At 71.9% G+C, this 26,029-nt stretch carries 29 protein-coding genes; 15 read left to right on the forward strand and 14 right to left on the reverse strand.

Annotated features, from left to right (window positions below):
* The first annotated feature begins 92 nt into the window (after positions 1 to 92).
* Positions 93 to 1,685, forward strand: a complete 1,593-nt coding sequence (locus FHU34_RS26260) for an RNA polymerase sigma factor (RefSeq protein WP_145784900.1) — start codon at positions 93 to 95, stop codon at positions 1,683 to 1,685.
* 245 nt (positions 1,686 to 1,930) lie between these two features.
* Positions 1,931 to 2,164, forward strand: coding sequence for a DUF7455 domain-containing protein (locus FHU34_RS26265; RefSeq protein WP_030337431.1), 234 nt, complete (start codon positions 1,931 to 1,933; stop codon positions 2,162 to 2,164).
* Between the two features lie 381 nt (positions 2,165 to 2,545).
* On the opposite strand, the gene FHU34_RS26270 is transcribed toward FHU34_RS26265, so the two are convergent.
* The 3 genes from FHU34_RS26270 to FHU34_RS26280 all read right to left on the reverse strand — a co-directional run bounded on the left by FHU34_RS26270 (position 2,546) and on the right by FHU34_RS26280 (position 5,362).
* Positions 2,546 to 4,279, reverse strand: a complete 1,734-nt coding sequence (locus FHU34_RS26270; protein WP_145784901.1) for a DEAD/DEAH box helicase — start codon at positions 4,277 to 4,279, stop codon at positions 2,546 to 2,548.
* 179 nt (positions 4,280 to 4,458) lie between these two features.
* Positions 4,459 to 5,103 (reverse strand): trimeric intracellular cation channel family protein, encoded by a 645-nt coding sequence (locus tag FHU34_RS26275; protein WP_145784902.1) that lies wholly within the window; start codon positions 5,101 to 5,103, stop codon positions 4,459 to 4,461.
* Positions 5,104 to 5,143: 40 nt separating this feature from the next.
* Positions 5,144 to 5,362 carry a DUF3039 domain-containing protein gene (locus tag FHU34_RS26280; RefSeq protein ID WP_145784903.1) on the reverse strand — a complete coding sequence of 73 codons (219 nt, stop codon included), beginning with the start codon at positions 5,360 to 5,362 and terminating at the stop codon, positions 5,144 to 5,146.
* A gap of 88 nt (positions 5,363 to 5,450) precedes the next feature.
* Between FHU34_RS26280 and FHU34_RS26285 the strand changes: the two genes are divergently transcribed.
* Complete coding sequence (locus FHU34_RS26285; protein WP_145784904.1) at positions 5,451 to 6,386, forward strand: pseudouridine-5'-phosphate glycosidase; 936 nt, start codon at positions 5,451 to 5,453, stop codon at positions 6,384 to 6,386.
* Positions 6,383 to 7,282 (forward strand): carbohydrate kinase family protein, encoded by a 900-nt coding sequence (locus FHU34_RS26290; RefSeq protein WP_145784905.1) that lies wholly within the window; start codon positions 6,383 to 6,385, stop codon positions 7,280 to 7,282. The genes FHU34_RS26285 and FHU34_RS26290 overlap by 4 nt, the downstream gene beginning before the upstream one ends.
* A 28-nt stretch (positions 7,283 to 7,310) precedes the next feature.
* Here FHU34_RS26290 and FHU34_RS26295 read toward each other — a convergent pair whose 3' ends face one another.
* Positions 7,311 to 7,670: a DUF3099 domain-containing protein gene (locus tag FHU34_RS26295; protein WP_208745080.1), complete on the reverse strand. Its 360-nt coding sequence runs from the start codon at positions 7,668 to 7,670 to the stop codon at positions 7,311 to 7,313.
* Positions 7,671 to 7,775: 105 nt separating this feature from the next.
* Between FHU34_RS26295 and FHU34_RS26300 the strand changes: the two genes are divergently transcribed.
* Positions 7,776 to 8,063, forward strand: a complete 288-nt coding sequence (locus FHU34_RS26300; RefSeq protein ID WP_088946797.1) for a hypothetical protein — start codon at positions 7,776 to 7,778, stop codon at positions 8,061 to 8,063.
* A gap of 13 nt (positions 8,064 to 8,076) precedes the next feature.
* Positions 8,077 to 8,388 (forward strand): hypothetical protein, encoded by a 312-nt coding sequence (locus FHU34_RS26305; RefSeq protein WP_145785813.1) that lies wholly within the window; start codon positions 8,077 to 8,079, stop codon positions 8,386 to 8,388.
* A gap of 1 nt (position 8,389) precedes the next feature.
* Here FHU34_RS26305 and FHU34_RS26310 read toward each other — a convergent pair whose 3' ends face one another.
* Positions 8,390 to 8,965: an HhH-GPD-type base excision DNA repair protein gene (locus FHU34_RS26310; protein ID WP_145784907.1), complete on the reverse strand. Its 576-nt coding sequence runs from the start codon at positions 8,963 to 8,965 to the stop codon at positions 8,390 to 8,392.
* 104 nt (positions 8,966 to 9,069) lie between these two features.
* On the opposite strand from FHU34_RS26310, the gene FHU34_RS26315 reads away from it, so the two are divergent.
* Together FHU34_RS26315 and dtd are read left to right on the forward strand one after the other, a co-directional pair.
* Positions 9,070 to 10,554, forward strand: coding sequence for a DUF7782 domain-containing protein (locus FHU34_RS26315; RefSeq protein ID WP_208745081.1), 1,485 nt, complete (start codon positions 9,070 to 9,072; stop codon positions 10,552 to 10,554).
* Positions 10,554 to 10,976: a D-aminoacyl-tRNA deacylase gene (dtd, locus tag FHU34_RS26320; protein WP_145784908.1), complete on the forward strand. Its 423-nt coding sequence runs from the start codon at positions 10,554 to 10,556 to the stop codon at positions 10,974 to 10,976. Before FHU34_RS26315 ends, dtd begins: the two co-directional genes overlap by 1 nt.
* Before the next feature lie 33 nt (positions 10,977 to 11,009).
* Here dtd and FHU34_RS26325 read toward each other — a convergent pair whose 3' ends face one another.
* Positions 11,010 to 11,798 carry a sporulation protein gene (locus tag FHU34_RS26325; protein WP_145785815.1) on the reverse strand — a complete coding sequence of 263 codons (789 nt, stop codon included), beginning with the start codon at positions 11,796 to 11,798 and terminating at the stop codon, positions 11,010 to 11,012.
* A 232-nt stretch (positions 11,799 to 12,030) separates the two neighbouring features.
* Here FHU34_RS26325 and sigB point away from each other — a divergent pair, with 232 nt between their 5' ends.
* The 4 genes from sigB (at position 12,031) to FHU34_RS26345 (ending at position 14,456) form a co-directional block, all read left to right on the forward strand.
* A complete protein-coding gene (sigB, locus tag FHU34_RS26330; RefSeq protein WP_425280553.1) occupies positions 12,031 to 13,047 on the forward strand; it encodes an RNA polymerase sigma factor SigB in 1,017 nt (338 codons plus the stop codon).
* Between the two features lie 121 nt (positions 13,048 to 13,168).
* On the forward strand, positions 13,169 to 13,549 hold the full coding sequence (locus tag FHU34_RS26335) for an ArsR/SmtB family transcription factor (protein ID WP_145784910.1): 381 nt from the start codon (positions 13,169 to 13,171) through the stop codon (positions 13,547 to 13,549).
* Positions 13,550 to 13,554: 5 nt separating this feature from the next.
* A complete protein-coding gene (locus tag FHU34_RS26340) occupies positions 13,555 to 14,052 on the forward strand; it encodes an SRPBCC family protein (protein ID WP_145785816.1) in 498 nt (165 codons plus the stop codon).
* Positions 14,049 to 14,456: a VOC family protein gene (locus FHU34_RS26345; RefSeq protein WP_145784911.1), complete on the forward strand. Its 408-nt coding sequence runs from the start codon at positions 14,049 to 14,051 to the stop codon at positions 14,454 to 14,456. The genes FHU34_RS26340 and FHU34_RS26345 overlap by 4 nt, the downstream gene beginning before the upstream one ends.
* A gap of 10 nt (positions 14,457 to 14,466) precedes the next feature.
* Here the strand turns inward: FHU34_RS26345 and FHU34_RS26350 are convergent, their stop codons facing one another.
* Genes FHU34_RS26350 through FHU34_RS26360 form a run of 3 tightly spaced genes read right to left on the reverse strand, consistent with a single transcriptional unit; the run spans position 14,467 to position 19,127 of the window.
* Positions 14,467 to 17,022 carry a bifunctional acetate--CoA ligase family protein/GNAT family N-acetyltransferase gene (locus FHU34_RS26350; RefSeq protein WP_145784912.1) on the reverse strand — a complete coding sequence of 852 codons (2,556 nt, stop codon included), beginning with the start codon at positions 17,020 to 17,022 and terminating at the stop codon, positions 14,467 to 14,469.
* 14 nt (positions 17,023 to 17,036) lie between these two features.
* Positions 17,037 to 18,218 carry an acetoin utilization protein AcuC gene (locus FHU34_RS26355; protein ID WP_145784913.1) on the reverse strand — a complete coding sequence of 394 codons (1,182 nt, stop codon included), beginning with the start codon at positions 18,216 to 18,218 and terminating at the stop codon, positions 17,037 to 17,039.
* A 48-nt stretch (positions 18,219 to 18,266) separates the two neighbouring features.
* Positions 18,267 to 19,127, reverse strand: coding sequence for a sulfurtransferase (locus tag FHU34_RS26360; protein WP_145784914.1), 861 nt, complete (start codon positions 19,125 to 19,127; stop codon positions 18,267 to 18,269).
* Positions 19,128 to 19,227: 100 nt separating this feature from the next.
* On the opposite strand from FHU34_RS26360, the gene FHU34_RS26365 reads away from it, so the two are divergent.
* On the forward strand, positions 19,228 to 19,917 hold the full coding sequence (locus FHU34_RS26365; protein WP_145784915.1) for an iron-dependent transcriptional repressor DtxR: 690 nt from the start codon (positions 19,228 to 19,230) through the stop codon (positions 19,915 to 19,917).
* A 19-nt stretch (positions 19,918 to 19,936) separates the two neighbouring features.
* Here the strand turns inward: FHU34_RS26365 and FHU34_RS26370 are convergent, their stop codons facing one another.
* The 3 genes from FHU34_RS26370 to FHU34_RS26380 all read right to left on the reverse strand — a co-directional run bounded on the left by FHU34_RS26370 (position 19,937) and on the right by FHU34_RS26380 (position 21,941).
* On the reverse strand, positions 19,937 to 20,485 hold the full coding sequence (locus tag FHU34_RS26370) for a hypothetical protein (protein ID WP_145784916.1): 549 nt from the start codon (positions 20,483 to 20,485) through the stop codon (positions 19,937 to 19,939).
* Positions 20,486 to 20,583: 98 nt separating this feature from the next.
* Complete coding sequence (locus FHU34_RS26375; protein ID WP_145784917.1) at positions 20,584 to 20,838, reverse strand: DUF5522 domain-containing protein; 255 nt, start codon at positions 20,836 to 20,838, stop codon at positions 20,584 to 20,586.
* Between the two features lie 56 nt (positions 20,839 to 20,894).
* Positions 20,895 to 21,941, reverse strand: a complete 1,047-nt coding sequence (locus FHU34_RS26380) for a carboxypeptidase-like regulatory domain-containing protein (protein ID WP_244311839.1) — start codon at positions 21,939 to 21,941, stop codon at positions 20,895 to 20,897.
* Between the two features lie 212 nt (positions 21,942 to 22,153).
* Between FHU34_RS26380 and FHU34_RS26385 the strand changes: the two genes are divergently transcribed.
* Positions 22,154 to 23,095: a MerR family transcriptional regulator gene (locus FHU34_RS26385; RefSeq protein WP_145784919.1), complete on the forward strand. Its 942-nt coding sequence runs from the start codon at positions 22,154 to 22,156 to the stop codon at positions 23,093 to 23,095.
* Between the two features lie 30 nt (positions 23,096 to 23,125).
* Here the strand turns inward: FHU34_RS26385 and FHU34_RS26390 are convergent, their stop codons facing one another.
* Together FHU34_RS26390 and FHU34_RS26395 are read right to left on the reverse strand one after the other, a co-directional pair.
* A complete protein-coding gene (locus tag FHU34_RS26390; RefSeq protein WP_145784920.1) occupies positions 23,126 to 24,061 on the reverse strand; it encodes a DUF2332 domain-containing protein in 936 nt (311 codons plus the stop codon).
* Between the two features lie 56 nt (positions 24,062 to 24,117).
* Positions 24,118 to 25,275, reverse strand: a complete 1,158-nt coding sequence (locus FHU34_RS26395; protein WP_145784921.1) for an FAD-dependent oxidoreductase — start codon at positions 25,273 to 25,275, stop codon at positions 24,118 to 24,120.
* Positions 25,276 to 25,360: 85 nt separating this feature from the next.
* On the opposite strand from FHU34_RS26395, the gene FHU34_RS26400 reads away from it, so the two are divergent.
* Positions 25,361 to 25,957 (forward strand): TetR/AcrR family transcriptional regulator, encoded by a 597-nt coding sequence (locus tag FHU34_RS26400; protein ID WP_145784922.1) that lies wholly within the window; start codon positions 25,361 to 25,363, stop codon positions 25,955 to 25,957.
* Positions 25,958 to 26,029 lie beyond the last annotated feature (72 nt).

Genomic DNA, 26,029 nt, shown 5'->3' on the forward strand with positions numbered 1-26,029 from the left:
GAGGGTCCCTCAACCACATCGCCCGGCCCGGTTGCCCCTCGCTGTGCCGGACAACCCGGCCGTGCCCGCTCTTCGCCTCCGGAAGGTCATTCGTGACAGAACCCCGCCAGACCGGCGCCGACGTTCGCTCGCTCACCGACACCCTGATCGCCCACGCGCAGAGCGCCGGCGGTCAGCTCACGTCGGCCCAGCTCGCGCGCACCGTCGAGTCCGCCGAGGTGACTCCGGCCCAGGCCAAGAAGATTCTGCGGGCACTCTCCGAGGCGGGGGTGACAGTGGTGGTCGACGGCTCGGCGAGCACCCGCCGCCGCGTCGCCGCGGCCCGCTCGACCACGCCGGCATCCCGGGCCACCACCGCCAAGACCACCAAGAAGGCCGCCGCGCCCGCCCCGAAGCAGGCGCCCGCCTCCGACGACACGCCGTCCGCGCCGGCCCCACGCAAGGTGGCCGCACGCAAGGCCACCGGCACCCCCGCCGACGGCGCTGCCGCGGCGAAGGCCACCAAGTCGACCCGGGCCACCAAGGCGACGGTCGCCGCCGCTGGCGCCAAGGCCGGCACCAAGGCCAAGGGTGAGGGCGCCGAGGGCGAGATCGACCCGGAGGAGCTGGCCGCGGCCATCGAGGACGTGGTGGTCGAGGAGCCGGCCGAGCTGACCCAGGCTGCCGAGACCGACGCGGCCGCTTCGGCGACCGACAACGACTTCGAATGGGACGACGAGGAGTCCGAGGCCCTCAAGCAGGCCCGGCGAGACGCCGAGCTCACCGCCTCCGCCGACTCGGTCCGTGCGTACCTGAAGCAGATCGGCAAGGTTCCGCTGCTCAACGCCGAGCAGGAGGTGGAGCTGGCCAAGCGGATCGAGGCCGGGCTCTACGCCGCCGAGCGACTGCGGGCCGCCGACGAGGGCGAGGAGAAGCTCGTCCGGGACATGGTCCGTGACCTGGGCTGGATCTCCCGCGACGGCGAGCGGGCCAAGAACCACCTCCTGGAGGCGAACCTCCGACTGGTGGTGTCCCTCGCGAAGAGGTACACGGGTCGCGGCATGGCGTTCCTGGACCTCATCCAGGAGGGCAACCTCGGTCTGATCCGCGCGGTGGAGAAGTTCGACTACACCAAGGGCTACAAGTTCTCCACGTACGCGACCTGGTGGATCCGGCAGGCGATCACCCGCGCGATGGCCGACCAGGCCCGCACCATCCGCATCCCGGTGCACATGGTCGAGGTCATCAACAAGCTCGGCCGCATACAGCGCGAGTTGCTCCAGGACCTGGGCCGTGAGCCCACTCCGGAGGAGCTGGCCAAGGAGATGGACATCACACCGGAGAAGGTGCTGGAGATCCAGCAGTACGCCCGGGAGCCCATCTCGCTGGACCAGACCATCGGTGACGAGGGCGACAGCCAGCTCGGTGACTTCATCGAGGACTCCGAGGCCGTGGTCGCGGTGGACGCGGTCTCGTTCTCGCTCCTGCAGGACCAGCTCCAGCAGGTGCTGCAGACGCTCTCCGAGCGTGAGGCGGGTGTGGTACGTCTGCGCTTCGGCCTGACCGACGGCCAGCCACGGACGTTGGACGAGATCGGCCAGGTCTACGGGGTGACCCGGGAGCGGATCCGGCAGATCGAGTCCAAGACGATGTCCAAGCTGCGCCACCCGTCCCGCTCGCAGGTCCTCAGGGATTACCTGGACTGACCGGGTTTCGTCAACCGAACGTGTCGTTTTGACCACCTGGTGTGCAACACCAGATGGTGATCGTCCGGATGCACGAATGTGATCGTTGACGTGGCACCCTGGGTGCACGGCACACTGTCCCTGCCAGGTGTGACCTCGGTCCCCCGCGGGCACACAGGGAAGGCAGTGCCTAGTAAGGGTGTTGCACGATAGGTGAGCAACGACCGAAGAGATTGTTCATCGGTGACGACCAGAGGAGGAAGGCGATGACCCCGACCCTCACGCCGCCGCCCGAGACGGTGGCGCCCCCAGCCGCCGATGAACGGTGCGACCGCTGCAATGCTGCCGGGAAGCTCCGGATCACTCTGGCGGGTGGGAGCGAGCTGGTGTTCTGCGGGCACCATGCGAACAAGTACGCGGAGGATCTCGTGAAGATCACCGAGCGGTTCGCGACGGAGCCCGATTTCAGCTGGCGTGGCGCCGATCTGATGGCGAACTAAATCCGCAAACCGACATAGCCGGCCGGAGGCACCCCGAGGGTGTCTCCGGCCGGCTTTTCCGTGCCCAGACCCGAACCCTTCGCCCCGGCGTGCTCGGTGCCGGGGCACTCCGCACACGCCCGGGTCACGGGGCCGGAACGTCCGCCAAAATCCGCGCACTTTCCCGGATGTTGCTGCCTCCCGGGTCTCCGAGGCAGCAACATCACCGACGTTGTGCGGATCTTGAGCGCTCCGCGCCGAAGGTCGCGCTTGAACCAGGAAGTAGTGGCCTCACAGGCGCGCCGACACCACGACAACCATGTTCGAGCACGATCTTGGCCCGGGCCCGGGGCGCAGAGGCGAGCGGGCGCGTCGGGCGGGGGGCGGATGGTGTCGGTGGGTCTAGAGGGTCTGAACGGTGGCGATGCGTTCCTCGAGTTGCTCGATGGTGGCCTGGGCGCTGGGCGGGCCGCCGCAGAGGCGGCGCAACTCGGCATGGATCTTGCCGTGCGGCTGGCCGGTGCGGTGGTGCCGGGCCGCCACCAGAGCGTTCAGTTGGCGCCGTAGCGCCACGCGGCGCTGGGCGGCGCTCATGGGTGCCGGCGGCGCTGCGGTGGGCGCAGCGGCCGGCTGAGCGGGCCCGTCGGCGGTACGGCGGCGCTGGGCGGCGAGTTGTGCGGCTTGCCGCTTGGTCAGCAGCAGCGACACCTGATCGGCGGTGAGCAGACCGGGCAGGCCGAGGTATTCCTCTTCCTCGGGGGTGCCGGCCTGCGCCGCGGTGCCGAACGACGCGCCGTCGAAGATCACCTGGTCCAGCTCGGCGGTGGCCGAGAGCGCGGCAAAGCGCTTCTCCAACTCGCCGCTGGCCTGGTCGTCGCGCTGCGCTCGTTCCAGCAGGTCGTCGTCGAAGCCATCGGATTCTTTTGGTTTGCCGAGTACGTGATCCCGCTCGGTCTCCATCTCGCTGGCCAGCCCGAGCAGGTGCGGCACGCTGGGCAGGAACACCGACGCGGTCTCCCCGGGCCGGCGGGCCCGGACGAACCGGCCGATCGCCTGGGCGAAGTAGAGCGGCGTGCTGGCACTTGTGGCGTAGACCCCGACCGCAAGTCTCGGGATGTCGACCCCTTCGGACACCATCCGCACCGCGACCAACCACCGCTGGTCGGACGCCGCGAAGGTCGCGATCCGCGCGGAAGCGCCCTGGTCGTCGGAGAGCACCACGGCGGCCTTCTCGCCCGTCACCTGCTCGATCAGCTTGGCGTACGAGCGGGCGGTCTGTTGGTCGGTGGCGATGATCAGCCCGCCGGCGTCGGCCATGCCGGCGTTGCGCAGCACGGTGAGTCGGGCGTCGGCGGCCCGCAGGACCTGCGGCATCCAGTCGCCGGCAGGGTCCAGGGCGGTGCGCCAGGCCTGCGCCACCAGATCCTGCGTCATGGGTTCACCGAGGCGGGCGGCCAGTTCCTCCCCCGCGTTGGTTCGCCAGCGGGTCTCCCCGGAGTACGCCAGGAAGAGCACGGGCCGGACCACGCCGTCGCGGAGGGCGTCGGAGTAGCCGTACACCGAGTCGGCGCGGGAGCGCAGCAGCCCGTCCCCGCCCCGTTCGTAGCTGACGAACGGGATCGGGTTGTCGTCGGAGCGGAACGGGGTGCCGGTGAGCATCAGCCGGCGTACGGCGGGTTCGAAGGCGTTCTTGACCCCGTCGCCCCAGGATCGGGAGTCACCCGCGTGGTGGATCTCGTCGAGGATGACCAGGGTGCGTCGGGTCATGGTGCGCCGCCGGTGCACCTGCGGGGCCATTCCCACCTGCGCGTAGGTGACCACCGCCCCGTGGAAGTCGGCCGCGGAGTGCACGTCGGCGTTGCGGAACGCCGCGTCGAGCTGGATGCCCACCCGGGCCGCGGCTTCGGCCCACTGGTTCTTCAGGTGCTCGGTCGGCGCGACAACGGTGACCGCCTCGACGGTGCCGTCACCGAGCAGTTCGGCCGCGATCCGCAGGGCGAAGGTGGTCTTACCGGCGCCGGGGGTGGCGACCGCGGTGAAGTCCTCGGTACGCCGGCGCAGGTATTCGACCAGGGCCTTACGCTGCCAGGCGCGCAGCGCCGGGAACGTCTCGAGCACCGGCGTCCGGGCTGCCACGCGAAGCTCCTCTCCGACCGCACGACGGCGGATCCGGGGCGAGGGCCACGGTGACCGCCGCCCATGAAAACGCCTCCGCGCAGAAGCTGCCGCGAAGGCCGACTCAGCATAACCAGCGCCGGCCCGACGTCCCAGGCGACGCCACGCTGGTCACATCTGTCACCCCGGCGGAAGGGGCCTCACCACTCAGGGTCACCGGTGCGTGGCGGGCGCAGCGTCGCCACCGGGGCGGACCACCGTCGTCGTAGTGCGATCAGGCGTAGCCCGAACACCAGGACGGCGGCGGCGGTGAGCGGCACCGGCCCGGTCTGGTCGGTGGCGTACAGGACCACCACCAGGATCGAGCCGGCCAGCGCGGCCACCGCGTAGATCTCCCGGCGCAGCACCACCGGGATCTCGGCGGTGAGCAGGTCGCGGCCGAGCCCGCCGCCGATCGCGGTGAGCATGCCGATCAGGCAGGCGCCGACTGCCGGCACCTGGGCGTCGAGCGCCTTGAGCGTGCCGGTGACGGTGAACAGCGCCAGACCGGCCGCGTCCAGCACCAGGACTACGGTGCGCAGTCGGGCCAGTTGGGGGTGCAGCCAGAAGACGGCGAGCGCGGTGATCGCGGCGGTGGCCGCGTACCGCCAGTCGGCGAAGGCCAGCGGCGGGACCTCATCGATGACCAGGTCCCGCAGGATCCCACCGCCGAGGGCGGCCACGAAGCCGACGAAGGCGACGCCGAAGAGGTCCAGTCGCTTCGCCACCGCCGCCGAGGCACCCGACGCGGCGAAGACCGCCACCCCGGTCAGGTCGGCGAGGAGCAGGGCGGTGGAGGTGGTCACCGCCGCAGGCTACGTCGCGGGCCGGGATGCCGGCCCGCGTTCACGAGCGGTACGAGTCGTAGATCTCCTTGCACTTGGGGCAGACCGGCGAACCCGGCTTGGCCGCCTTGGTGACCGGGAACGTCTCGCCGCAGAGCGCGACGACGAAGGTGCCCATGACGGCACTCTCGGCGATCTTCTCCTTGCGGACGTAGTGGAACATCTCAGGACCGGTGTCGGCGTCCTTCAGCTCCGGACGCTCGAGAACCTCTGTGCTCACGTCTGCACCTCCGACCGACAAGTTTGGCAGGTCATGACGGCCGGGTCCACTTGAGGCCGGCGGACACCCGACCCCGTACGGTGCCAATGTGACTGAATTTCGCATCAGCTACGGCACCGAGGTCGCCGAAGCCCTCCGCGACGCCCGACCCGTCGTCGCCCTGGAGAGCACCATCGTCTCGCACGGCCTGCCCCGGCCGGAGAACCTGCGGGTGGCCAGGGAGATCGAGCAGGCGGTTCGGGACGCCGGGGCCGTTCCGGCCACGATCGGGATGATCCGCGGCGAGGTGGTGGTCGGCCTCGACGACGCGCAGCTGACCCGCCTCGCCACCGTCGACGGAGTGACCAAGCTCTCGGTCCGCGACCTCGCGGTGGCGGCGGCGACAGGCGCGGACGGCGCGACGACAGTGGCAGCGACCAGCGCGGTGGCCGCCGCGGCCGGGATCGGGGTGTTCGCCACCGGCGGGCTGGGTGGGGTGCACCGGGAGGCAGCGCACACCTTCGACGAGTCGGCGGACCTGACCACCCTGGCCCAGACCCCGATCGCTGTGGTCTGCGCCGGAGTCAAGTCGATCCTCGACGTGGGCGCGACGCTGGAGCGCCTGGAGACCCTCGGCGTCGCCGTGGTCGGTTACCGCACGCGCCGGTTCCCCGGTTTCTACCTCACCGACGCCGGTTTCGACCTGGACTGGTCGGTGGACTCGCCGGAGCAGGTCGCCGCCGTGCTGGCCGCCCGGGACGAGCACGCCGTGCACACCGGCGGACTGCTCGTCGCCAACCCGCTGCCGGTCGACGAGCAGCTCGACCCGGAGCTGCACGACCGGACTCTCGCCGAGGGCCTGGCCCTGCTGGATCGGGACGGCATCACCGGGAAGGCCGTCACGCCGTACCTGCTGGCGCACTTCCACTCGGCCACCGAGGGTGCGAGCCTGGCGGTGAACGTCCGGATCATCCTGCGTAACGCCGACCTGGCCGCGCGGATCGCGGTCGCCGCGGCGGCCCGCAGCACCACCGCCCCGGCGTGACGCGACCGGCCCGGGTGGTCGTCGTCGGCGACGTGATCACCGACGTGGTCGCCGTGCTGTCCGGGCCCCTCGCGGCCGGCTCGGACACCGGGGCGGAGATCAGTCTCGGCGGTGGCGGTCAGGCGGCCAACACCGCTGCCTGGGTCGCCGCACAACGGGTGGACGTCACGCTCGTCGGCGCGGTCGGTGACGACGACGCGGGGCGGGACCGGGTGGCCGAACTGACCCGGGCGGGCGTCGACTGCGCGGTCGAGCGGATCGAGGGCGTACCCACCGGCACGGTGATCGTGTTGGCGGCCGACGACGAGCGGACCATGGTCAGCCAGCGGGGCGCGAACCTGCGGCTGAGCGGCGCGCACGTCGAGCGGGCCGTCGCTGGGGCGCCCGACGCCGGGCATCTGCACCTGTCCGCGTACACCCTGCTGGACGCCGGGTCGCGCGGCGCGGGGCTGCGGGCGTTGGCCGCGGCGCGCGAGCGTGGGCTCACCATCAGCGTCGACGCGGCGTCCGCGGCGCCGCTGCGGCGGGTCGGCGCGGCGGTGTTCCTGAGTTGGGTACGCGACATCGACCTGCTGCTGGTCAACGCGGACGAGGCGACGGCGCTGGCCGGCGGGCTGGACCCGGCGGCGCAGGGGCGGGTGTTGTCGGCGACGGCCCGGCGGGTGGTGGTCAAGCGCGGGGCGGCCGGCGCGGTCTGGGTGGACCGCACCGGGGCGGTCCACGTGGCTTCAGCCCGCCGGACGGCGGTGGTGGATGTCACGGGGGCCGGCGACGCCTTCGCGGCTGGCCTGCTCACCGCGTGGCTCGCGGGTGCCACCCCGGCCGCGGCGCTGAGCCGCGCCACCGACCTGGGGGCGATGGCCGTCTCCACCGCCGGCGCACGTCCGCAGCCCTGACGGTTACGAACCCTGGCCCGTTCGCGGGTCAGGGTTCGGCGTCGATGACCTTGTGCGGGCGTTCCTCGGCGGTGAGGCTCATCGGCGGCGTGTCGTCCTGCCGGCGGGGGTGGAACCGGTTGGCGAGCCGGTGCTCCTCCTTGGGCGGCCTGTCATTGGCCAGCAGCACGGCCAGCCAGGGGATGAGCACCATGCCGAGGCCGCACAGCGGCAGCCAGAGCCAGAGCAGTGGGGCGTTCGCACCGACCAGGATCGCGCCGACGATGATGCACAGCACCCGGATGCCCATCATCAGGACATAGCGGCGCTGGCGACTGTTGAGCTGATCGTCCTGGCTGCGCGAGGCGTCGGTGATGAGAATCGGCTGGTACGCCTGACGCTTCACCATGGACCTCCTACGAGGGGATTACCCCTCATCCTGTCACCGCGAGGCCGTGATCAGCGAACTTCGAGTCATCACGCCACGTGTTACGTGCGTGGTACGCTCGCCAGCGTGGGCAGCAGGTTCAGCTTCACCGACGAGGCGTTGGCCAACCTGAGGGTCTACGACGTCACGCCCGGGGAAGTCTGGGAGGCGCTGCACAGCGCCCGACGGGTCATCCGCCATCTGGGCGACGACGTGATGGTGGTCTACGCCGCCGCCCGTCGGGGCCGCCGACTGGCGGTGCTGCTCGCCGAGGCCGATGGCACCGACAACGACTGGGACATCCTCTCCGCTCGTGAGCTGAGCGACGCCGAGTCCAAGCGCTACGACGAGGCCGTGCGGAGATCTCGCCGATGAGGAGGCCGTGACGATGCACCGGAACGACGCGACCAAGCAGTTCCACAGCGGCGACGACCGGATCGCCGAGCTGATCGACGAGAGCCCGGCGGTGGACCTTCCCACCCCCGACACCGACGTGCCGATGGTCAGCAGGTCGGTCCGGCTGCCGCTGGAGACCTACGAGCGGGTGCGCTCCGCCGCCGACGCCCGAGGCATCGGGGTCACCACCCTGATGCGCCAGTGGATCGAGGCCGGCCTGGCCGACCTGGACGACTCGGCGACAGTCTCGCTCGCCGACGTCCGGCGCGCGCTGGCCTCCCTGGCGCACCCCACCGCCGCCTGATCTATCCCCCCGCAGCCTTGGCCGCGGCCTTCATCTGCTGCTTGTACTCCCGCACCTGGCGCAGCGAATCGACGTCGGTGACGTCGGCCACGGACCGGTACGCGCCCGGATCGCCGTAGCCGCCGGCAGCCTGTCGCCAGTCCTGCGGGGTCACCCCGAACCGCTTGCCGAGCAGGGCCACGAAGATCTGCGCCTTCTGCTTACCGAAGCCGGGCAGCCCGGAAACCCGGCGCAGCAGCTCCGGCCCGTCGGCGACGTCGGACCAGAGCAACGCCGCGTCACCGTCGTAGCGCTCCACCAGCACCCGGCAGACCTCCTGCACCCGGGCCGCCATCGCCTTCGGGAACCGGTGCAACGCGGGCGGCTGGGCGAAGAGCGCGACGAGAGCCTCCGGGTCGTACCCGGCCAGCTCCGCCGCGTCCAGGTCATGACCGAGCCGCTGGGTCAGCACGTACGGCGAGGAGAACGCCTTCTCCATCGGCACCTGCTGGTCGAGGACCATGCCGAGGAGCAGGGCCAGCGGGCTGCGCTCCAGCAACCGGTTGGCCTCGGGGTCGATGGGGAGTACGAGCGTCATGGCTCCATCCTGCCCGGCCGCCTGTTGCGGACGACCACCGACGCTCCGGGTTCGATCCGGCGGGTGGCCGCGCCCGACGTCGCGGCGGAAGGCAGGATGGCTGCGTGGACGAACACGACATGCTGCTCTCCCCCGCCGGTGTCGACGCGCTGCGGACCGCGCTGGCCCGGACCGGGTTCACCAGCCACGGCATCGCCGAGAGGCTGGGCGCGCAGGCAACCGCCGCGGTCGCCCGCAACGACTATCGCGCCGCGTTGCGCGCCACCGAGGACGGCGACCCGCTCGGCACCCTGATCCGGGTGTTCATCTGCGACCAGACCGAGTCGGAGGCCGCGGTGGCCGCCGCGCTGACGCCGCTGAGCCTGGAGGAGGCGCTGGCCGGCGGGCTGGTCGAGCGGTACGGCGACGGCCTGCGTGCCGGCGTCGACCTGGAACCGTACGGGGACGACTGGTGGGTGCTCGCCGACGTGCCGTCCAGCGCCCGCCCGGGTCGCCCGTTGCACGCCGAGCACGTGCTCGGCATCGGCGGGGCGACCCACACCCTGATCGGCGCCACCATGCGCCGGCCGGTCGGCACCGCGCTGGACCTGGGGACCGGCTCCGGCGTCCAGGCCCTGCACCTGGCCACCCATGCCGCCTCGGTGACCGCCACCGACCTCTCCGAGCGGGCCCTGCGCTTCGCCGCGACCACCGCCGCCCTCAACGGTCAGGACTGGGAGCTGCTGCGCGGCGACCTGGTCGCCCCGGTCGCGGGCCGGCGCTTCGATCTGGTGGTGAGCAACCCGCCGTTCGTGGTCGGCCCGGGTACGACCACGCACGTCTACCGCGACTCCGGCCGGGTCGGTGACGCGATCGGCGCCGAGCTGGCCGCCGCCGCCCCGGATCTGCTCACCGAGGGCGGCACCATGCAGTACCTGGCGAACTGGGTGCACGTCGCCGGTGAGGAGTGGGACGAGCGGGTGGCCGGCTGGTTCGCCGGGACCGGCCTGGACGCCTGGGTCATCCAGCGTGAGGTGGCCGACCCCATGGCGTACGTCGACCTGTGGCTCACCGACGTGGGCGAGACCGCCGACCCGCAGCGGATGGCCGCCTGGCTGGACTGGTTCGACGCGCACAAGGTGGAGGGGATCGGCTTCGGCATCGTCTCGCTGCGCCGGGGCGGTCACGCCGACCCGGTGGTCCGGGTGGAGGACCTGCGCCAGCGGGTGCAGCCACCGCTGGGCGACCAGATCGCGGCCTGGTTCGACCGCCAGGACTTTCTCCGGGTACGCGACACCGAGGCGCTGCTCGCCGAGCGCTACCGGGCCGCCGAGGGCCTCCAGCTGCGGCAGGAGGCCACCATGGGCGATGAGGGTTGGGGGGTGGACCGGCAGGTCCTCGCGATGCCGAACGGCCTGCGCTGGACCGAGGAGATCGACCCGCTGGTGCTGGCGCTGGTCGGTGGCGCCGACGGCCGGTTGCCCCTGCGCGACCAGCTCGCCCTGCTCGCCGCCGCACACGACGTCGAGCCCGACGAGATGGCTGAGGCCGCCGGCCCGATCGTGGCGCACCTGGTGGAGCGCGGCTTCATCGAGCGGGTGCCCGCCTGATGCGGGCCGTGGTGCAGACCGTCGGGCGGGCCAGCGTGACAGTGGACGACGAGGTGGTCGGCGCGATCGAGAACGGCCTGCTCGTGCTGCTCGGGGTGACCCACACCGATACCGATCAGACCGCTCAGACGATGGCCCGCAAGGTGCACGAGCTGCGCATCCTGGACGGCGAGCGGTCCGCCGCCGACACCGGCGCGCCGATCCTGGTGGTCAGTCAGTTCACCCTCTACGGCGACGCCCGCAAGGGGCGCCGTCCAAGCTGGACGGCGGCCGCCCCCGCCGAGCTGGCCGAACCACTGGTGACCGCTGTGGTCGACGCCCTGCGCGAGCGCGGAGCACCTGTCGAGACCGGCCGCTTCCGCGCCCACATGCTCGTGGAAAGCGTCAACGTAGGCCCCCAAACCCTCCTCCTAGACCTCTAACCCCAGCCCTCCTCCCCCGCCGGGTGGGTTGGGTTACGAGAAGAGGCCTCGGCGGGACAGGGACTGGCGGAGCCAGTTGTCGAGTTCGGCGGTCCAGTCGGTGCGGTCGGCGGTGGCGTGGTCCACCGTGAAGCGGCCGAAGGCATCCCGGCCCTCGCTGAAGACGCCGCCGCGCTTGTCGACCTCCAGGACCACCTGCATCTGCTGCGCGTCGGCAACGAAGGTGACCTCCAACTGGTTGATCGAGCGGGCGTACTGCGGCGCCGGGTTGAACTCGATCTCCTGGTAGAACGGCAACGTCTGTCGTACGCCGTAGATGTGCCCACGTTCCACATCAGCGCGGGCGAACCGGAAGCCCAGTCGCAGCAACGCGTCCAGCAGTCGCTCCTGCGCGGGCAGTGGATGCACCGACACGGCGTCCAGGTCACCCTTGTCGACGGCGCGGGCGACCTCCAACTCGGTACGCAGACCCATCGTCATGCCGTGCAGGTGCTGCCCGTACAGCTCGGTGACCGGTGTCTCCCAGGGCACGGCGAAGCGGAACGGGATGTCGTGGCGTTGCCCCGGCTCCAGCCGGAACGCGCCGGTGATCTGCTGGCGGTGGAACTCCTGGGTGGTGTCGTAGTCGTTGTCGCCACTCTCCACCTCGACCCGGGTGACCAGGCCGAGGCTCACCTGGTCGATGTCGACCTGATGGTCGCCGCCGACCACCTGGATGCGCCCCTCCAACTGGCCACCCGGGCGGCAGTTCGGGTTGGCCAGCACCGTCTCCACCGACGGGCCGCCGACGCCCATCGCCTTCATGAGCCGCTTGAAGACCACGCCGTCCTCCAATTCTCGTCCTCGCCGACCCGAGCTGGCCGACCGTCCGCAACGTAACCGGGGCGGGCAACCGCACACCCGGACGACACACCGCACCAGCGACCCGACCCAATTCCTGTCGGGTGCCCGATCGCCTCACTCCCGTTTTACGCCCCGCCCGCCAAGCTGTGTCTCACACCGGCACCGCTGGGCCGGAGACACGGCACAGACGTGGAAACGGGGAGAGACAGAGATGGTCCTGCAGATGACGGAACACCGGACGCGTCCGGCCACCACGACCGACCCCGACGGGACCTCCGAGGTCCTCACCGACCTGGACGCCACCGACGAGCGTGGCATCTCCACCGACCTGGTCCGGGCGTACCTCAACGGGATCGGTCGGACGAAGCTGCTGACCGCCGCGCAGGAGGTCGACCTGGCCCGGCGCATCGAGGCCGGGTTGTTCGCCGACGAGAAGCTCGCGACCTGCACCCCGGTCTCCGCCGAGCTGCGGGCCGACCTGGAGCTGATCGTCGCGGAGGGCCGCGCCGCGAAGGACCACCTGTTGGAGGCGAACCTGCGGCTGGTCGTCAGCATCGCCAAGCGCTACACCGGTCGCGGCATGGCGTTCCTGGACCTCATCCAGGAGGGCAACCTGGGTCTGATCCGCGCGGTGGAGAAGTTCGACTACGCCAAGGGCTACAAGTTCTCCACGTACGCGACGTGGTGGATCCGCCAGGCGATCACCCGCGCGATGGCCGACCAGGCCCGCACCATCCGCATCCCGGTGCACATGGTCGAGCAGGTCAACCGGATGGTCCGTGCCCGCCGCGAGCTGGCGGTGACGCTGGGCCGCGAACCCACTGTCGCCGAGGTCGCCCGGGCCCTGGAGATCCCCGAGATCCAGGTCATCGAGCTGATCTCCTACGACCGGGAGCCGGTCAGCCTGGACCAGGCTGTCGGCGACGACGGCGAGAGCGCCCTCGGTGACTTCGTGGCCTCGGTGGACCCGCGTACCGAGCCGGGTGACGCCGCCGCCCAGGGTGAGCTGCGCAACGAGGTCAGCGTCGTGCTGGCCACCCTGTCCCAGCGCGAGCAGGCGGTCATCCGGCTCCGGTTCGGTCTTGACGACGGCCGGCAGCGCACGCTGGACGAGGTCGGCCGCGAGTTCGGGCTGTCCCGGGAGCGGATCCGGCAGATCGAGAAGGTGACGCTGCTGAAGCTGCGCGCACCGGAGCGGGCCCAGCGCCTGGAGGCGTACGCCTGCTGACGCATCCGGTTCCCATGGAAGGCCCTGGCGGTTCGCTGGGGCCTTTCATGCTGCCAGGGTTCTTGACCGTGACGTCGATCCACGATAGAAACCACATGGTTATACAACCAGGAGGTTATACGTGGCGAGCACCGAACTGCTGGATGCGACGTTCGCGGCGCTGGCCGACCCGACCCGACGGGCCATCCTCGCGCGGCTCGCAGCCGGGGAGGCGAGCGTGACGGAGCTGGCAGAACCCTTCGCGATGAGTCAACCGGCCATCTCCAAGCACCTCAAGGTGCTGGAACGCGCCGGCCTCGTCAGCCGGGGGCGGGACGCCCAGCGTCGCCCCTGCCGCTTGGAGGCCCGCCCGCTGCGGGAGGCGACAGCGTGGCTCGCCGACTACCGCGGCTACTGGGCGGAGAGCTATCAGCGCCTCGACGCGCTGCTCGACGAGATCCAGGCCGTCAACCAGACCGACACCGCCGGTCGACACTCCCACCCGGACGGGTCGCGCGGGTGAGTGGCATCGACGACCCGCTCGTCGTCCACACTCCGGGTGATCGGGAGATCGTGTTGAGCCGACTGTTCGAGGCACCGGCGCGGCTGGTGTTCGCCGCCTTCACCCAACCCGAACTGCTGATGCGGTGGTACGGCGCGCGCGGCTGGAGCCTTGTGGAGTGCGACGTCGACCTGCGGGTCGGCGGGCGGTGGCGGTTCGTGTCGCGGGGCCCGGAGGGCACGCGGATGGTCCAGGCTGGGGCCTACCGGCAGATCGAGCCACCGCACCGGCTGGTCTGCACCGAACTGTTCGACGACCAGTCCTACCCGGGCGAGACGCTGGTGAGCCACGAGTTCAGCGAACTGGCCGGCCGGACGACGGTCACCACCACGCTGCGCTACGCCACCCCGGCGGGCCGGGACGTCGTGCTGCGCTACCCGATGACCCGGGGCGTCGGGCAGAGCTTCACGCGCCTCGCCGAGCTGCTGCGATCGACAACGACGACAGGAGGAGAGCAACGATGAACTGGACCTTGGAAGTGGTGATCGTGCCGGTCACCGACCTGGACCGGGCCAAGGCGTTCTACGCCGACCAGCTCGGCTTCACCGTCGATCACGACACGGTGATCAGCGACGAGGCGCGCATCGTCCAGTTCACTCCGCCCGGCTCCGGCTGCTCGATCGTGATCGGTAAGGGTGCCGTCCCGGAGATGCCACCGGGCTCGCTCAAGGGCCTGCAACTGGTGGTGCCCGACATCGAGCAGGCCCACGCGGAGTTGGTCGACCGTGGCGTGCAGGTCAGCGACGTCCAGGTGCTGGGCGTCAACCCGCGACCCGTACCGCACCCGCTCGACAACGTCGGCTTCGTCTTCTTCAGTGACCCGGACGGCAACTCCTGGGCCGTCCAACAGATCTCCAGCCGGGCCTGACCGGCCGCGTTCAGAGGCGGCGGGGGCCGGTGTCCGGGCGGGCGGCGACGCCACCCACCCGCACCTGGGCGTGCAGGACGGAGATGCCGCCCGGACGGGCCAGCACCGGGTTGAGGGTCAACGAACGCACCCGGGGCTGCTCGTCGGCGAGCTGACCCACCCGCAGCAGCAGGTCCGCCAGGGCGGCCCGGTCGACCGGTGCGGCACCCCGGTGTCCGCGCAGCAACGGCGCCGCCCGGGGCTCGTCGACCAGTTCGGCGGCGTCGGTGTCGGTCAGCGGCACCGCCCGCCAGGCCCGATCGCCCAGCAACTCGGTGGCGACCCCACCGAGGCCGAAGCCGACCACCGGCCCGAACGCCGGATCCTCCACCAACTCCACCACGCAGGCCACGCCGGGCGGCACCATCGGCTGGACCAGCGCCTCCGCTCCGAAGGTCGCCGCCAGCTCGGCGTACGCGCGACGCAGCGTCGGCTCGTCGGGCAGGTCGAGGCGGACCGCGCCGAGGTCGAGCCGGTGCCGCAGCCCGGGGGCGGCCGCCTTGAGCGCCACCGGGAAGCCCAGCCGCGCCGCCGCGTCGACCGCCGCGTCGGCCGAGTCGACAGTCACCGAGGCCACCACCTCGATGCCGTACGCGGCCAGCAGCGCGCCCGGGTCGGCGCCGTCGGCGCGGAGCGCGGCCTGGGCGGCGGCCCGGTCGACGTCGGGCAGCTCGGGCGCGATGCCGGGCGGACGGCGTAACCACTCGGCGTACCGGTGCACCCGGGCGAGGGCGCGTACCGCCTCCTCCACGCCGCCGTACGCGGGCACGCCCGGTGGCAGCCGTCCGACCAGGAACGTCGCCACGGTCGGCTTGCCCAGTGCCAGAGCGGCCGGTAGCGCGGCGGTCACGTCGGCGTCCACAGCGGTCAGTTGCCCGGGCAGCGGCGGGGCGAAGACCACCACCAGGGCGTCCACCCGCTCGTCGCCGGCCGTCTCAGCGAGAGCGGCGGCGAACTCGGTGGCACCGGCGCTCGGCCCGACGTCGCGGGGATAGCCGTCGGCCACGGTGAGGCCCTGCCCGACGCAGGCGGTGGCGGCGAGGCCGGTCAGGGCCGAGGAGTTGCCGACCACGCCGACCCGACCGCCGGCCGGCAGCGGCTGGTTGGCCAGCAGCACACCCACGTCGAGCAGCTCCGGCACGGTGTCCACCCGGATCACCCCGGACTGGGCGAAGAGGGCGGCCACCGCCACCTCGTCCGGCCCGGCGGTGTCACCGACCCCGACCGGGCGGGCCGGCGAGGCGAGCGCGACGACCGGTTTGGCGCGACCGATCCGCCGGGCCAGCCGGGCGAACTTGCGCGGGTTACCGAAGGTCTCCAGGTACAACATGATCACGTCGGTGCCGGGGTCGTCCTGCCAGTACTGGAGGAGGTCGTTGCCGGAGACGTCGGCCCGGTTACCGGCCGACACGAAACTGGACAGCCCGAGGCCACGCCGGTCCGCCTCGGCGAGCAACGCCACCCCGAACGCGCCGGACTGGCTGAAGATGCCCACCCGTCCGGCCGGCGGCAGTGCCGGGGAGAGGGTGGCGTTGAGGCGTACCGTCGGATCGGTGTTGGCCACGCCCAGGCAGTTCGGGCCGATCACCCGCATGCCGGCGGCGTGTGCCGCGCGGACCAGCGCCCGTTGCGTGGCCGCGCCCTCCGCCCCGGCCTCGGCGAAGCCGGCCGAGATGACCACCAGGCCGTGCGCCCCCGCCGTGGCCGCGTCGGCGACCACAGCGGTCGCCGCCTCCGGGGGCACCGCCACCACCGCCAGGTCCACCGGTGTGCCGGCGTCGACAGCCGAGGGGTACGCGGGCAGGCCCGCCACTGTCGACGCGCTCGGGTGCACGGGCACCACCGAGCCGGTGAAGCCGCCGTCCCGCAGGTGCCCGAGCACCGCCGCGCCGACACCCTGACCGGTGGCGCTGGCGCCGTAGACGGCGATGCCCCGTGGGGCGAGCAGCCGGGCGATCGAGCGGGCCTCGGTGCGGTGCTCCCGGCCGCGTTGCACTTCGAGGGTCGCCTCGGTGGGCGCGATCGGAAAGCTCAGGTGCACCACGCCGTCGGCGTACTCGCGCTGGACCTGGTAGCCGAAGTCGGCGAAGACGCGCAGCATCGTCCCGTTGGCAGGTAACACCTCGGCGACGAAGCTCATGATGTCGTTGCGGCGGGCCGCGTCGGCCAGGTGCTCCATCAGCACCGAGCCGATGCCCCGGCCCTGGTAGGCGTCCTCCACGACGAAGGCCACCTCCGCCTCCGGGGCCTGCGGGCCCAGCCGCTCGTACCGGCCGACCGCGACGATCTGCCCGGCGGCCAACACCACGAACGCCTCCCGGTCGCGGTGGTCGACGGTGACGAAACGGATCAGATCCCGTTCCGGGATGCGCGGGTACGGCGAGAAGTAGCGCAGGTAGCGGGTGCGCTCGGAGAAGCGACTGTGCATCGCCACGATGCCCGGCGCGTCGGCCGGGTCGATCGGTCGCAACTGGACGGTGCTGCCGTCGCTGAGCAGCACGTCCACCGGCTGGTCCACGGTCGTCACCGGAACGGCCCGGCTCAGTCCCGCGGATCGTGCGGGTCGAGCCCGAGCAACGGGAAGACCGTCTTGCGGGTGGCCGCGATCGCCCGGTCCACCGCGTTGGGCTCACCGGTCGGCTGCCACGGCTCGTACGACGGGTCGGCGTCGTCGGTCATCCGCAACGGCACCTCCCGGCCCAGACGGCGGGAGGCGACCAGGTCCCGCCACCCGGGCGGGGTGAGCGTGGCCGGATCGATCGGGGCTCCGGTGGCCACGGCCAGCAGGTGGCTCCAGGCCCGGGGCACCACCTCGACCAGCGCGTACCCACCGCCGCCGGTGGCCACCCAACGACCGTCGCACAGCTCGTCGGCGAGTGCCCGCATTGCCAGGTAGGTTGCCCGCTGCCCGTCCACCGTCAGGTTCAGGTCGGCGAGCGGGTCCAGTCGGTGCCCGTCCGCGCCGCACTGGCTGACCAGCACCTGCGGCCGGAACGCACGCAACACCGATGGCACGATCGCGTGGAAGGCCCGCTGCCAGCCGCTGTCGTCGACACCCGGTGGCAGCGGCATGTTGACGGCGGTGCCCTGCGCGCCCGGCCCACCCGTCTCGTCCGGGAAGCCGGTGCCCGGGAAGAGCGCCAGCGGAGTCTCGTGCAGGCTGACCGTCAGCACCCTCGGGTCGTCCCAGAAGATCTGCTGCACCCCGTCGCCGTGGTGCACGTCGACATCCACGTACGCGATCCGCTCGGCACCCAGGTCGAGCAGGCGGGCGATGGCCACCGCGGGGTCGTTGTAGACACAGAAGCCGGAGGCCCGGGCGGGCATCGCGTGGTGCAGGCCGCCGGCCACGTTCACCGCTCGCCGCGCGTCCCCGCGCCAGACCGCCTCGGCGGCGGCAACCGTCGCCCCGGCGATCAACGCGCTGGACTCGTGCATCCCCTCGAACACCGGGTTGTCCGAGGTGCCCAGCCCGTAACCGGCGAAGAGCGGGTCACGGGGCGCGGCCCGCACCGCGGCCAGGTAGGCACTGTCGTGCACCCGGGTGAGCACCGAGTCGTCGGCGATCTCCGGCTTGACCATGCGCACCCCGGGACGGTCCAGGACGCCCAGCTCGCGGGCGAGCGCGAACGTCAACTCCACCCGGACCGGGTCGAGCGGATGGTCACCCATGTCGTAGGCGAGCAGCGACTCGTCCCACACCACCACCGTGTCGTCGGACATGAGCCCATCGTCGCACGGGGACCGCCGCCGGCCCACCGCACGCGCTGGTCAACGGCCAGGTGTCTCCCCGACGGCGACCGGACGGACCGGATCGACCACCCAGTTGCTCCACGATCCAACGTAGAGCGCCGCGTCCGTGCGGCCCGCCAGGTGCAGCGCCAGCACCGCCTGCGCGGCGGTCACTCCGGAGCCGCAGTACGCCCCGACGGCACCCGCCTCGGTCACCCCGGCGGCAGCGAACCGCTCGCTCAACACGTCGGCGGCCGGGAAGCGCCCGTCCGGGCCGACGTACTCGCCGGCGGGCAGGTTGACCGCGCCCGGCACGTGCCCGGCGACCGGGTCGATCGGCTCCACCTCGCCCCGGTAGCGGGGAGCAGTCCGTACGTCGAGCAGCACGGCGTCGTCCACGGCGGCCAGGGCGGCGGCCTGCCCCGCGTCGAGGACCGGAAGCCCACCGGGCCGCACCACGACGTCGCCGGTGGTCGGGGACTGCGCGTCGGTGGAGACGGGCAGACCGGCGGCGACCCAGGCCGGGTAGCCGCCGTGCAGCACACGCACCGACCGGTGCCCCGCCCAGCGCAACGTCCACCAGGCCCGCGCGGCGGCCATGCCGTCGCCGCCGTCGTACACCACCACGGGGTGATCGGCACGGACGCCGGCAGCCCGGAGCGCGGCCTGCAACGCCGCCGGGTCGGGCAGCGGGTGCCGACCTCCGGCACCCGGCGCGCCGCAGAGCGCGGTGTCCAGGTCGACGAAGACCGCGCCGGGCAGGTGACCGGCGAGGTAGTCGTCACGGCCGGGCGCGCCGACGAGCCGCCAGCGAACATCGAGCAGGGTGGGCGGATCGACGTCGTCGAGCGCGGCGGCGAGCCGGTCGACCTCGACCAACGGCTCCTGGGGACCGGACATGGCGACCATCAAACACCATCCGTGTCGACGGCACGCGGTTCGGCGGCGGTCGTCAGTCGTTCACCGAGGTAACATCGTGCATCGGAGGGCCGCTGACGTTATGAAGTCTCACGACCTGGTCGACACGACCGAAATGTACCTGCGCACCATCCTCGAACTCGAAGAGGAGGGGGTGCCGCCGCTGCGTGCCCGCATCGCCGAGCGGCTACGGCAGAGCGGTCCCACAGTGAGCCAGACCGTCGCCCGGATGGAGCGCGACGGCCTGCTCACCGTCGAAGGTGACCGACACCTCACCCTCACCGCACTGGGTCGCGGCACCGCCGTGTCCGTGATGCGCAAGCACCGCCTCGCCGAGCTGCTGCTGGTCAACGTCATCGGGATGCCCTACGAGGAGGCCCACGAGGAGGCCTGCCGCTGGGAGCACGTGATGAGCGACGCCGTGGAGAAGCGGGTCTACGACCTGCTCAACCGGCCGACCCGCTCCCCGTACGGCAATCCGATCCCGGGTCTGGAAGAGCTGGGCTCACCGGAGGCGGAAGCCACCGAGGTCGCCGAGGGTGAGCGCAACCTGGCCTTCCCGGGCCTCTCCGGGCCGGTCGTCGTCCGCCGGATCTGCGAGAGCGTGCAGACCGACGGTGACGTGCTGCGTCAACTGCACGCCGCCGGTGTCGACCCCGGCGCGACGGTGACCGTGGCGCAGGAGCGCGACGGGGTGTCCATCGACCGCTCCGGGGACCGGGTGCGGCTGCCCCGCGAGGTCGCCTCGCGGGTCTTCGTCGCCGCCAACTGACCAAGCGAACACCCGGGCGTCACAACGCCCGGGTGTTCACCTTCTTCGCCAGTGTGGTGAGGTCGCCGGTCAGTTTCTCCACCACCGAGCGTTCGCTGCCCCGGGCCGAGGTCCAGCTCACCGTGGCCAAGCGCCCGTCGGCGGCCAGCCAGCCCACCTCGGCGACCGGTCCGCGCCCGCTCGCGGCAGCGAGGGTACGCCGGTACGCCTGCTGGCCCAGCCCGGTGACCTTCGCCGCCTTGTCGGGCACCACCTCCGCGGCGAAGGTGGCCTTGTCGATCGTGGTCTTGGACACACTCAACGTCAGGTCCGGCAGGGCCGGGCCCGCCGCCCGGACCACGCAGGTGTACGTGTCGCCCTGTTCGCTGGCCGCGGCCACGTCGAAGCGCACCTTGAACAGCTGTTCGATCACCGCGAAGTCCAGCAGTCGGCAGGCCCCACCCGAGGAGGCGGCCGCCACCTCGACCGCGATCGGCACCGGCGGCGGCACCGCCACCGGCTCGGCCTCGGCGGCGCACCCGCTCACCAGCAGCCCCGCCATCCCGGCGACCACGATCAGCCCGCGCACGTTCCACCCTCTCGCCGACCAACGGCGGTAGGCGCCCGCCGGATGTCCGTCGGAAACCGTACGGGGTGTCCGGGTCGGGCGGAAGTCCTCGTGCACGCCTATCCGGACGGTGGATCGTCCACGTACGGGCAGTGTCGGCAACCCCGCCCGCAGCACGTGCCTCGACGGGCCAGGAATCCGGCGCTGAGCACGAACAACCCGCTCGCCGGGTCGAGGTAACCGGCCTCGCCGGCGGCGAGCGCGGCGTCGTGCGCGGCGAGGATCCGGGCCCGGTCGGGGTGCTCCGGCGACAGCCGGGACGGGTGCGGCTCGGTGAGCGGCCGGCCGGCCAGGGGTTTCCGCTCTCCGGTCACCGCCGCAGTCTAGGGAGGGGCCGGCACCGGAGCGAACACGGCGGGTAGGGCGACGGTCAGCCTCGGTAGCCGTTCTGGTCGACACCACCCTGCGGGTGCGCGCCGTACGAGCCCGGGTACCCGCCCTCCGGCACGACGCGCAGTACCGCGGTCGGAGCGTCGGTCATGCTCCCCCCGGCCGGCGCCCACGGCTGGGGCGTCGAGGGAACATCCGTCGCCGCCACCGCGCCCGGTGTGTTCCTCAGGCGCATCACCACCAGTGCGAGCGCGCCCAGGCCGACGGCGACCAGCAAGCCGCCCAGGAGGAACGGCACCGAACTGCCTCCCTCGTCGCTGACGGCCTTGAGGCTGGGCGGCGCTGCCTCGGCGGTGCCCTCGTCCGCCGCGGCGACAGGTTCTGCCTCCTCGGCGGGTGACGCCGACGCCGTGGTGGGCGCTGCCACCGCAGTCAGGGTCAACCCCACTGTCGCGACGTCACCGGCGGCCCCTCGTACTGTCGTGCGGGCGTTGCCGTAGCCGTCCTTGGATGCGCGGACGGTGATGGGACCCGCCGCGATCGTCTTAGCGGCGCTCGCCGTGATCGAGAACTGGCCGGTGCGGCTACTGGTCGTCCGGTATTCGTGGCCGGCGCTGTCCTGGATGGTCAGGGCGACGCCGCTGATTGCCTTTCCGCCCGCATCGCGGACCCGACCGGAGACCCCCTTCACCCCGGAAGCCGGCTTGTCCCCGCCGGGCGAGGGCGCACCCGGGCCGTGGACGTAGACCATCCTGTGGTCATAGCTGTTCTGCCCGGCGAGCCGCACGCCGATCGAGATGTTGAGGCCAGTGATCTCACCCGGGCGAGCGTCGGGGGCGACGAGCGTCGTATCGAAGGTCTGGCTCCGGCCCGGCCCGAGCTTCGGCTCGACCCGGCATCCGGAGGTGCAGCGCAAGCCGCCGCCGACCACCACGATGGCCGTTTCGGCCCTACTTCCGTTGTTGGTGACGGTGTACCGCACGCGTACCGTCTCGGCGGGCTTCACGTGCTCCGCCGACACGCTCAGGATGCGGACAGTCTCCGGTGCGGCCGCCGCGGGTGCCGCCGACACAGCGATCGTCCCCACGGTCAGCGTGATCGATGCGGCCGCTCGGGTCCACCGGGCATGTGAGCGCGTCGTCACTTCCCACCACCTTCGGCAAGCGCAGGCAACACCGTTCGATGACGCCGCGGGCCACTATGCCCTGTCCGGAACCGGTTGCGCGACCCACCTTCGATGTCCACCTGCCGCTGGGGTGGGGTTGAGTCTCCAGCGGAGGGAGACAGCAGGGTGGGGGCATGAGCGGGGAGACGCGGTACACGATCGGCGACCTGGCCCGGCGGACCGGCCTGAGCGTCAAGACCATCAGGTACTACGCCGACAGCGGGATCGTCCCGCCGACTGGCCGGAGCCCGGCTGGCTACCGCCTGTTCGACGCCGAGGCGGTTGCTCGGCTCGAGCTGGTCCGGACGCTGCGTGACCTGGGCTTGGACCTGGCCACCATCAGGCGGGTGGTGGACCACGAGGTGCCCCTGCACGAGGTGGCCGCCGCGCACGCCGAGGCGTTGGCAGTGCAGATCAGGGTGCTGCGGCTGCGCCAGGCGGTGCTCACCGTCGCGGCGAGGCGCGGGTCGGGCCCGTCCGAGGTTGATGACCTGCACCGGTTGGCCAAGCTCACCACGCGTGAACGGGGGCGACTGGTGGACGACTTCCTGGGCAGCGTCTTCGCCGACCTGGACGACGTGCCCGGGTACCCGGGTGTGATCGTCTCGATGACGCCGGAACTGCCCGACGACCCCAGCACCGAGCAGGTCGAGGCGTGGCTGGAGTTGGCCGAGCTGTGCCGGGAACCGGAGTTCCGGGCCCGGATGCGGCGGCTGGTTCGGCAGCACGCCGCCGACCACGACGTTCCTGGGCTGCCCCGCCCGGACGCCGTCGCGGTGGTCCGGGACGCGGTGGCCCCCGCCCTCGCGGCGGGTCTCGACCCGACCAGCCCGGATGCCGATCCGGTGGTAGCGACGGTCACCAGCCGGTACGCGAGCCTGCACGATCACTCCGATGAGGCAGACCTGCGTCGGCGGTTGCTCGACCGGCTGGTTTTGGCCAATGATCCCCGCCGGGACCGCTACCTCGACCTGTTGGCGGTGCTCAACGGCTGGTCGACAGGCGATGCGACGGCGCCGGCGGTGGACTGGTTCATCCGGGCCCTGCGCCACCGGACGCCTGAGCCGGCTCGTTGAGCTGACCGTCGAATCAGCGGCTCGGTGACCTCAGCCGAACCAGGTCATCGCCTGGCCATGGCCTCTGGTCCAGGCCAACGGCCGGCCGTCCAGGGCGAGGACGTTGTGCAGCGCGTCGGTCGGCGGGTCGGGCAACCCGTCGTACCGCAGCACCTCCGGCGCCTCGCTCGCGATCCAGTGGCCGGGCAGCTCACCGACCAGCCGGACGAACGCGTCCCGCCGCGGTGGCGGCACCTGGTACAGCACTGATGTGTGGAAGACCACGAGCGTCGCGTCGGCCGGCGCGCGGGCCGCCAGCGCCGGCAGGTCGTCCACCAGATCACCACGGACCAGCAGCGGCGGATCGGCCGCGGCTACCGCCGCCGCGGCGCGCAGCCGGGCCCGCCGGTGCGCGTGCTCCGGCCAGATCAACGCATCGAGCCACGACACGTCGTCGGGGTCGGTCACGTCGAGCGGGTTCAGGTCGAGGCCGGCCCGCCACACCACCCGGGGTACGCCTGCCGGCGGCACCAACCCGCTGGCCGCGCACTCCAGGACCGGCTCACCGGCACCGACCTGGTGCTCCCCGTAGCGGTACGCGTACCTGTCGGGGTAGAGGCAGAGCCCGGCGGACGCGCCGACCTCCAGCAGGGCAAGGGGCTGTGGCAGCGCGGCGAGCACCGGTAGCAGCACCGCGCACCGGCCGGTCTCGTTCGTCTGGGTGGCCCGGGTGAGCAGCTCCGCCTTGACGGCGGGCCAGTGCGTCAGCACGTAGTCGTGGAACGCGGCTGGGTCGCCGACCGGGCCGCCGAGCCAGCGGACGACGCTGAACAACAGGTTCGGCTGCCGCTTGGCCGGCGGAAGCCCGTCCAGCAGATCGAGCAGGGACTCGTCGTGGGCAACAGCCTGCGACAGTCGTTCGTACACAGGCGACGTACCGCGCGCCTCCCGCACGGCGAAGTCGACGTACTGCTCGCTGATCGTCACGGCTCAATGATGGCAGCTCCCGACCGGCTGAGCCTGCCGCCCGATTCGCTTGCTGGTCAACGGTTCTGCCGTTCGATGCCGCGCCGGACGACACCTCGGACGCCGGGGAGGGTGACTGCTCGAATCGTGAGGTCGTTCATCCAGACGTGGAACCGGCTCGGTGGCGCGTACTGGTACATGCCGCGGCGGGCGAGTGCCTGCCGCTTGACCACCTCCGGGCGTAGGCCGGTCTCCCAGTCCGCCAGAGCGGACGGGACATCGTCGCCGTGCCGTCGCAGGGCGGTGCCGAGCTGGTCGGCGCCGGCGAGCGCCAACGCCGCGCCGTGTCCGGCGAAGAGGGTGACACACCAGGCCGCGTCGCCGAGCAGTACGGTGCGACCGGCGCTCCACCGTGGACTGTCTACCTGGCTGACCCGGTCGAAGTACGCGCCGGCCGGATCGGTCTGGAGGTGGCGGATCGCCTCGGGCGCTCCCCCAGCCAGGTCTCCGAACGTCGCGCGGAGGGCGTCCACCGGTCCGCGTTCCAGCTCGCGGGCCGGGTCCGCGCATCGGTAGGTGAAGAAGGCCGACGATCGGCCGGGCCCGAGGTTGACGATCGCCGCGGTGCGACCGGGGCCGATGAAGGTCGTCGCCGACGATTCGGGCACGCCCGTCACCGGATGCGCCAGCGGGAACGCCGCCACCACGTACGGCAGGTCGACCCGGTGGTCGGGGCCTACAGTCGCCGTCCGGGTCGCGGAGTGGACGCCGTCGGCGCCGACGAGCAGGTCGGCATCCTCGGTGGTGCCGTCGCTGAGGCTGATCCGCACCCGGTCGTCGGTGGAATCGATAGTGGACACGGTAGTGCCGAAGCGGATCTCGACCCGATCGCGTACCGCTTCGTAGAGTGCGGTTTCAAGGTCACCGCGGAACACCGTCATGGTCCGGGGACCCAGCGCGGCCTCGGCGACGGCGGCGGGCACCGTGAGTTTCGGCCGACCGTCCGCTCTGACCAGCACTGTGGTGAACGGACCCAACGCGCGGTCGGACAGCGCCGGAACCAGCCCGAGCCCTTCGGCCGCGTCGTAGCCGGTCGCGAGCAGGTTGACCAGGTAACCACCGCTGCGCCGGGTCGGAGACCGCTCGACGACGAGTGGGTGCCACCCGTCCCTGGCCAGCCGTAGGGCCGTGGCGAGACCGGCTATGCCCGCGCCGACGATCACCGCTCGTTTCATCCGAACCCCCAAGAACCAGAATGAGCATTTGCTCAAACATTATGAGCATGTGCTCATCCCTGCACAACCCGCCTAGACTCGTGGCATGCCACGCGGAGTTCCCATCGCTGAACCCCGGCAGCACCTCTTCGCCGCCGCCGAGCGCTTGATCGCCACCGCAGGCCCCGGCCAACTCACCAGCCGAGCCGTGACCGGCGAGGCCGGCGTCGCCACCGGGCTGCTCTTCGCCCACTTCGCGAACTTCGACGACTTCCTGGTGGGTTACGCCGTCGATCGGAGCTTCCAGATCGCCGGTACCGCGGCTGGCCTTTCCGCCCGCGCCGGCACCGGCACAATCGCCGAAAACCTCAGCGAGACGATGCTCGCGACCCCGCTGATCACCCTGCGGGGCGTCACCCGGCTGATGGCCTGCCGGCCCGCGTTGGCTGCGGACGTCGAGGCGGTGTTGGGCACCGGCAGCGCCGCGCTGCAGAGCCTCGAACGCGCCGCCGTCGACTACCTGGACGCCGAACGACGGCTCGGACGACTGCCTGCGGGCGTCGACACCGAGGCACTGGCTCTGGCCGTCGTAGGCGTGCTGCACCGCGTCGCCCTCATCGACGGAATCGATGCGGAGGCGCACGCACGGATCGAGCACACCGTCACCGCCCTGGCCGAGGGTTTCCCGGCCGCTACGTCCTGAACCCGCCCCGTGCCGTGCACCGGCTCACCCGCCTCGTAGAGTTCTCCGGCGGCCGGACCGTTGAGCAGCAGC

The sequence above is a fragment of the Micromonospora taraxaci genome, assembly GCF_007830095.1.
In the GTDB taxonomy this organism is placed as follows: Bacteria; Actinomycetota; Actinomycetes; order Mycobacteriales; family Micromonosporaceae; genus Micromonospora; species Micromonospora taraxaci.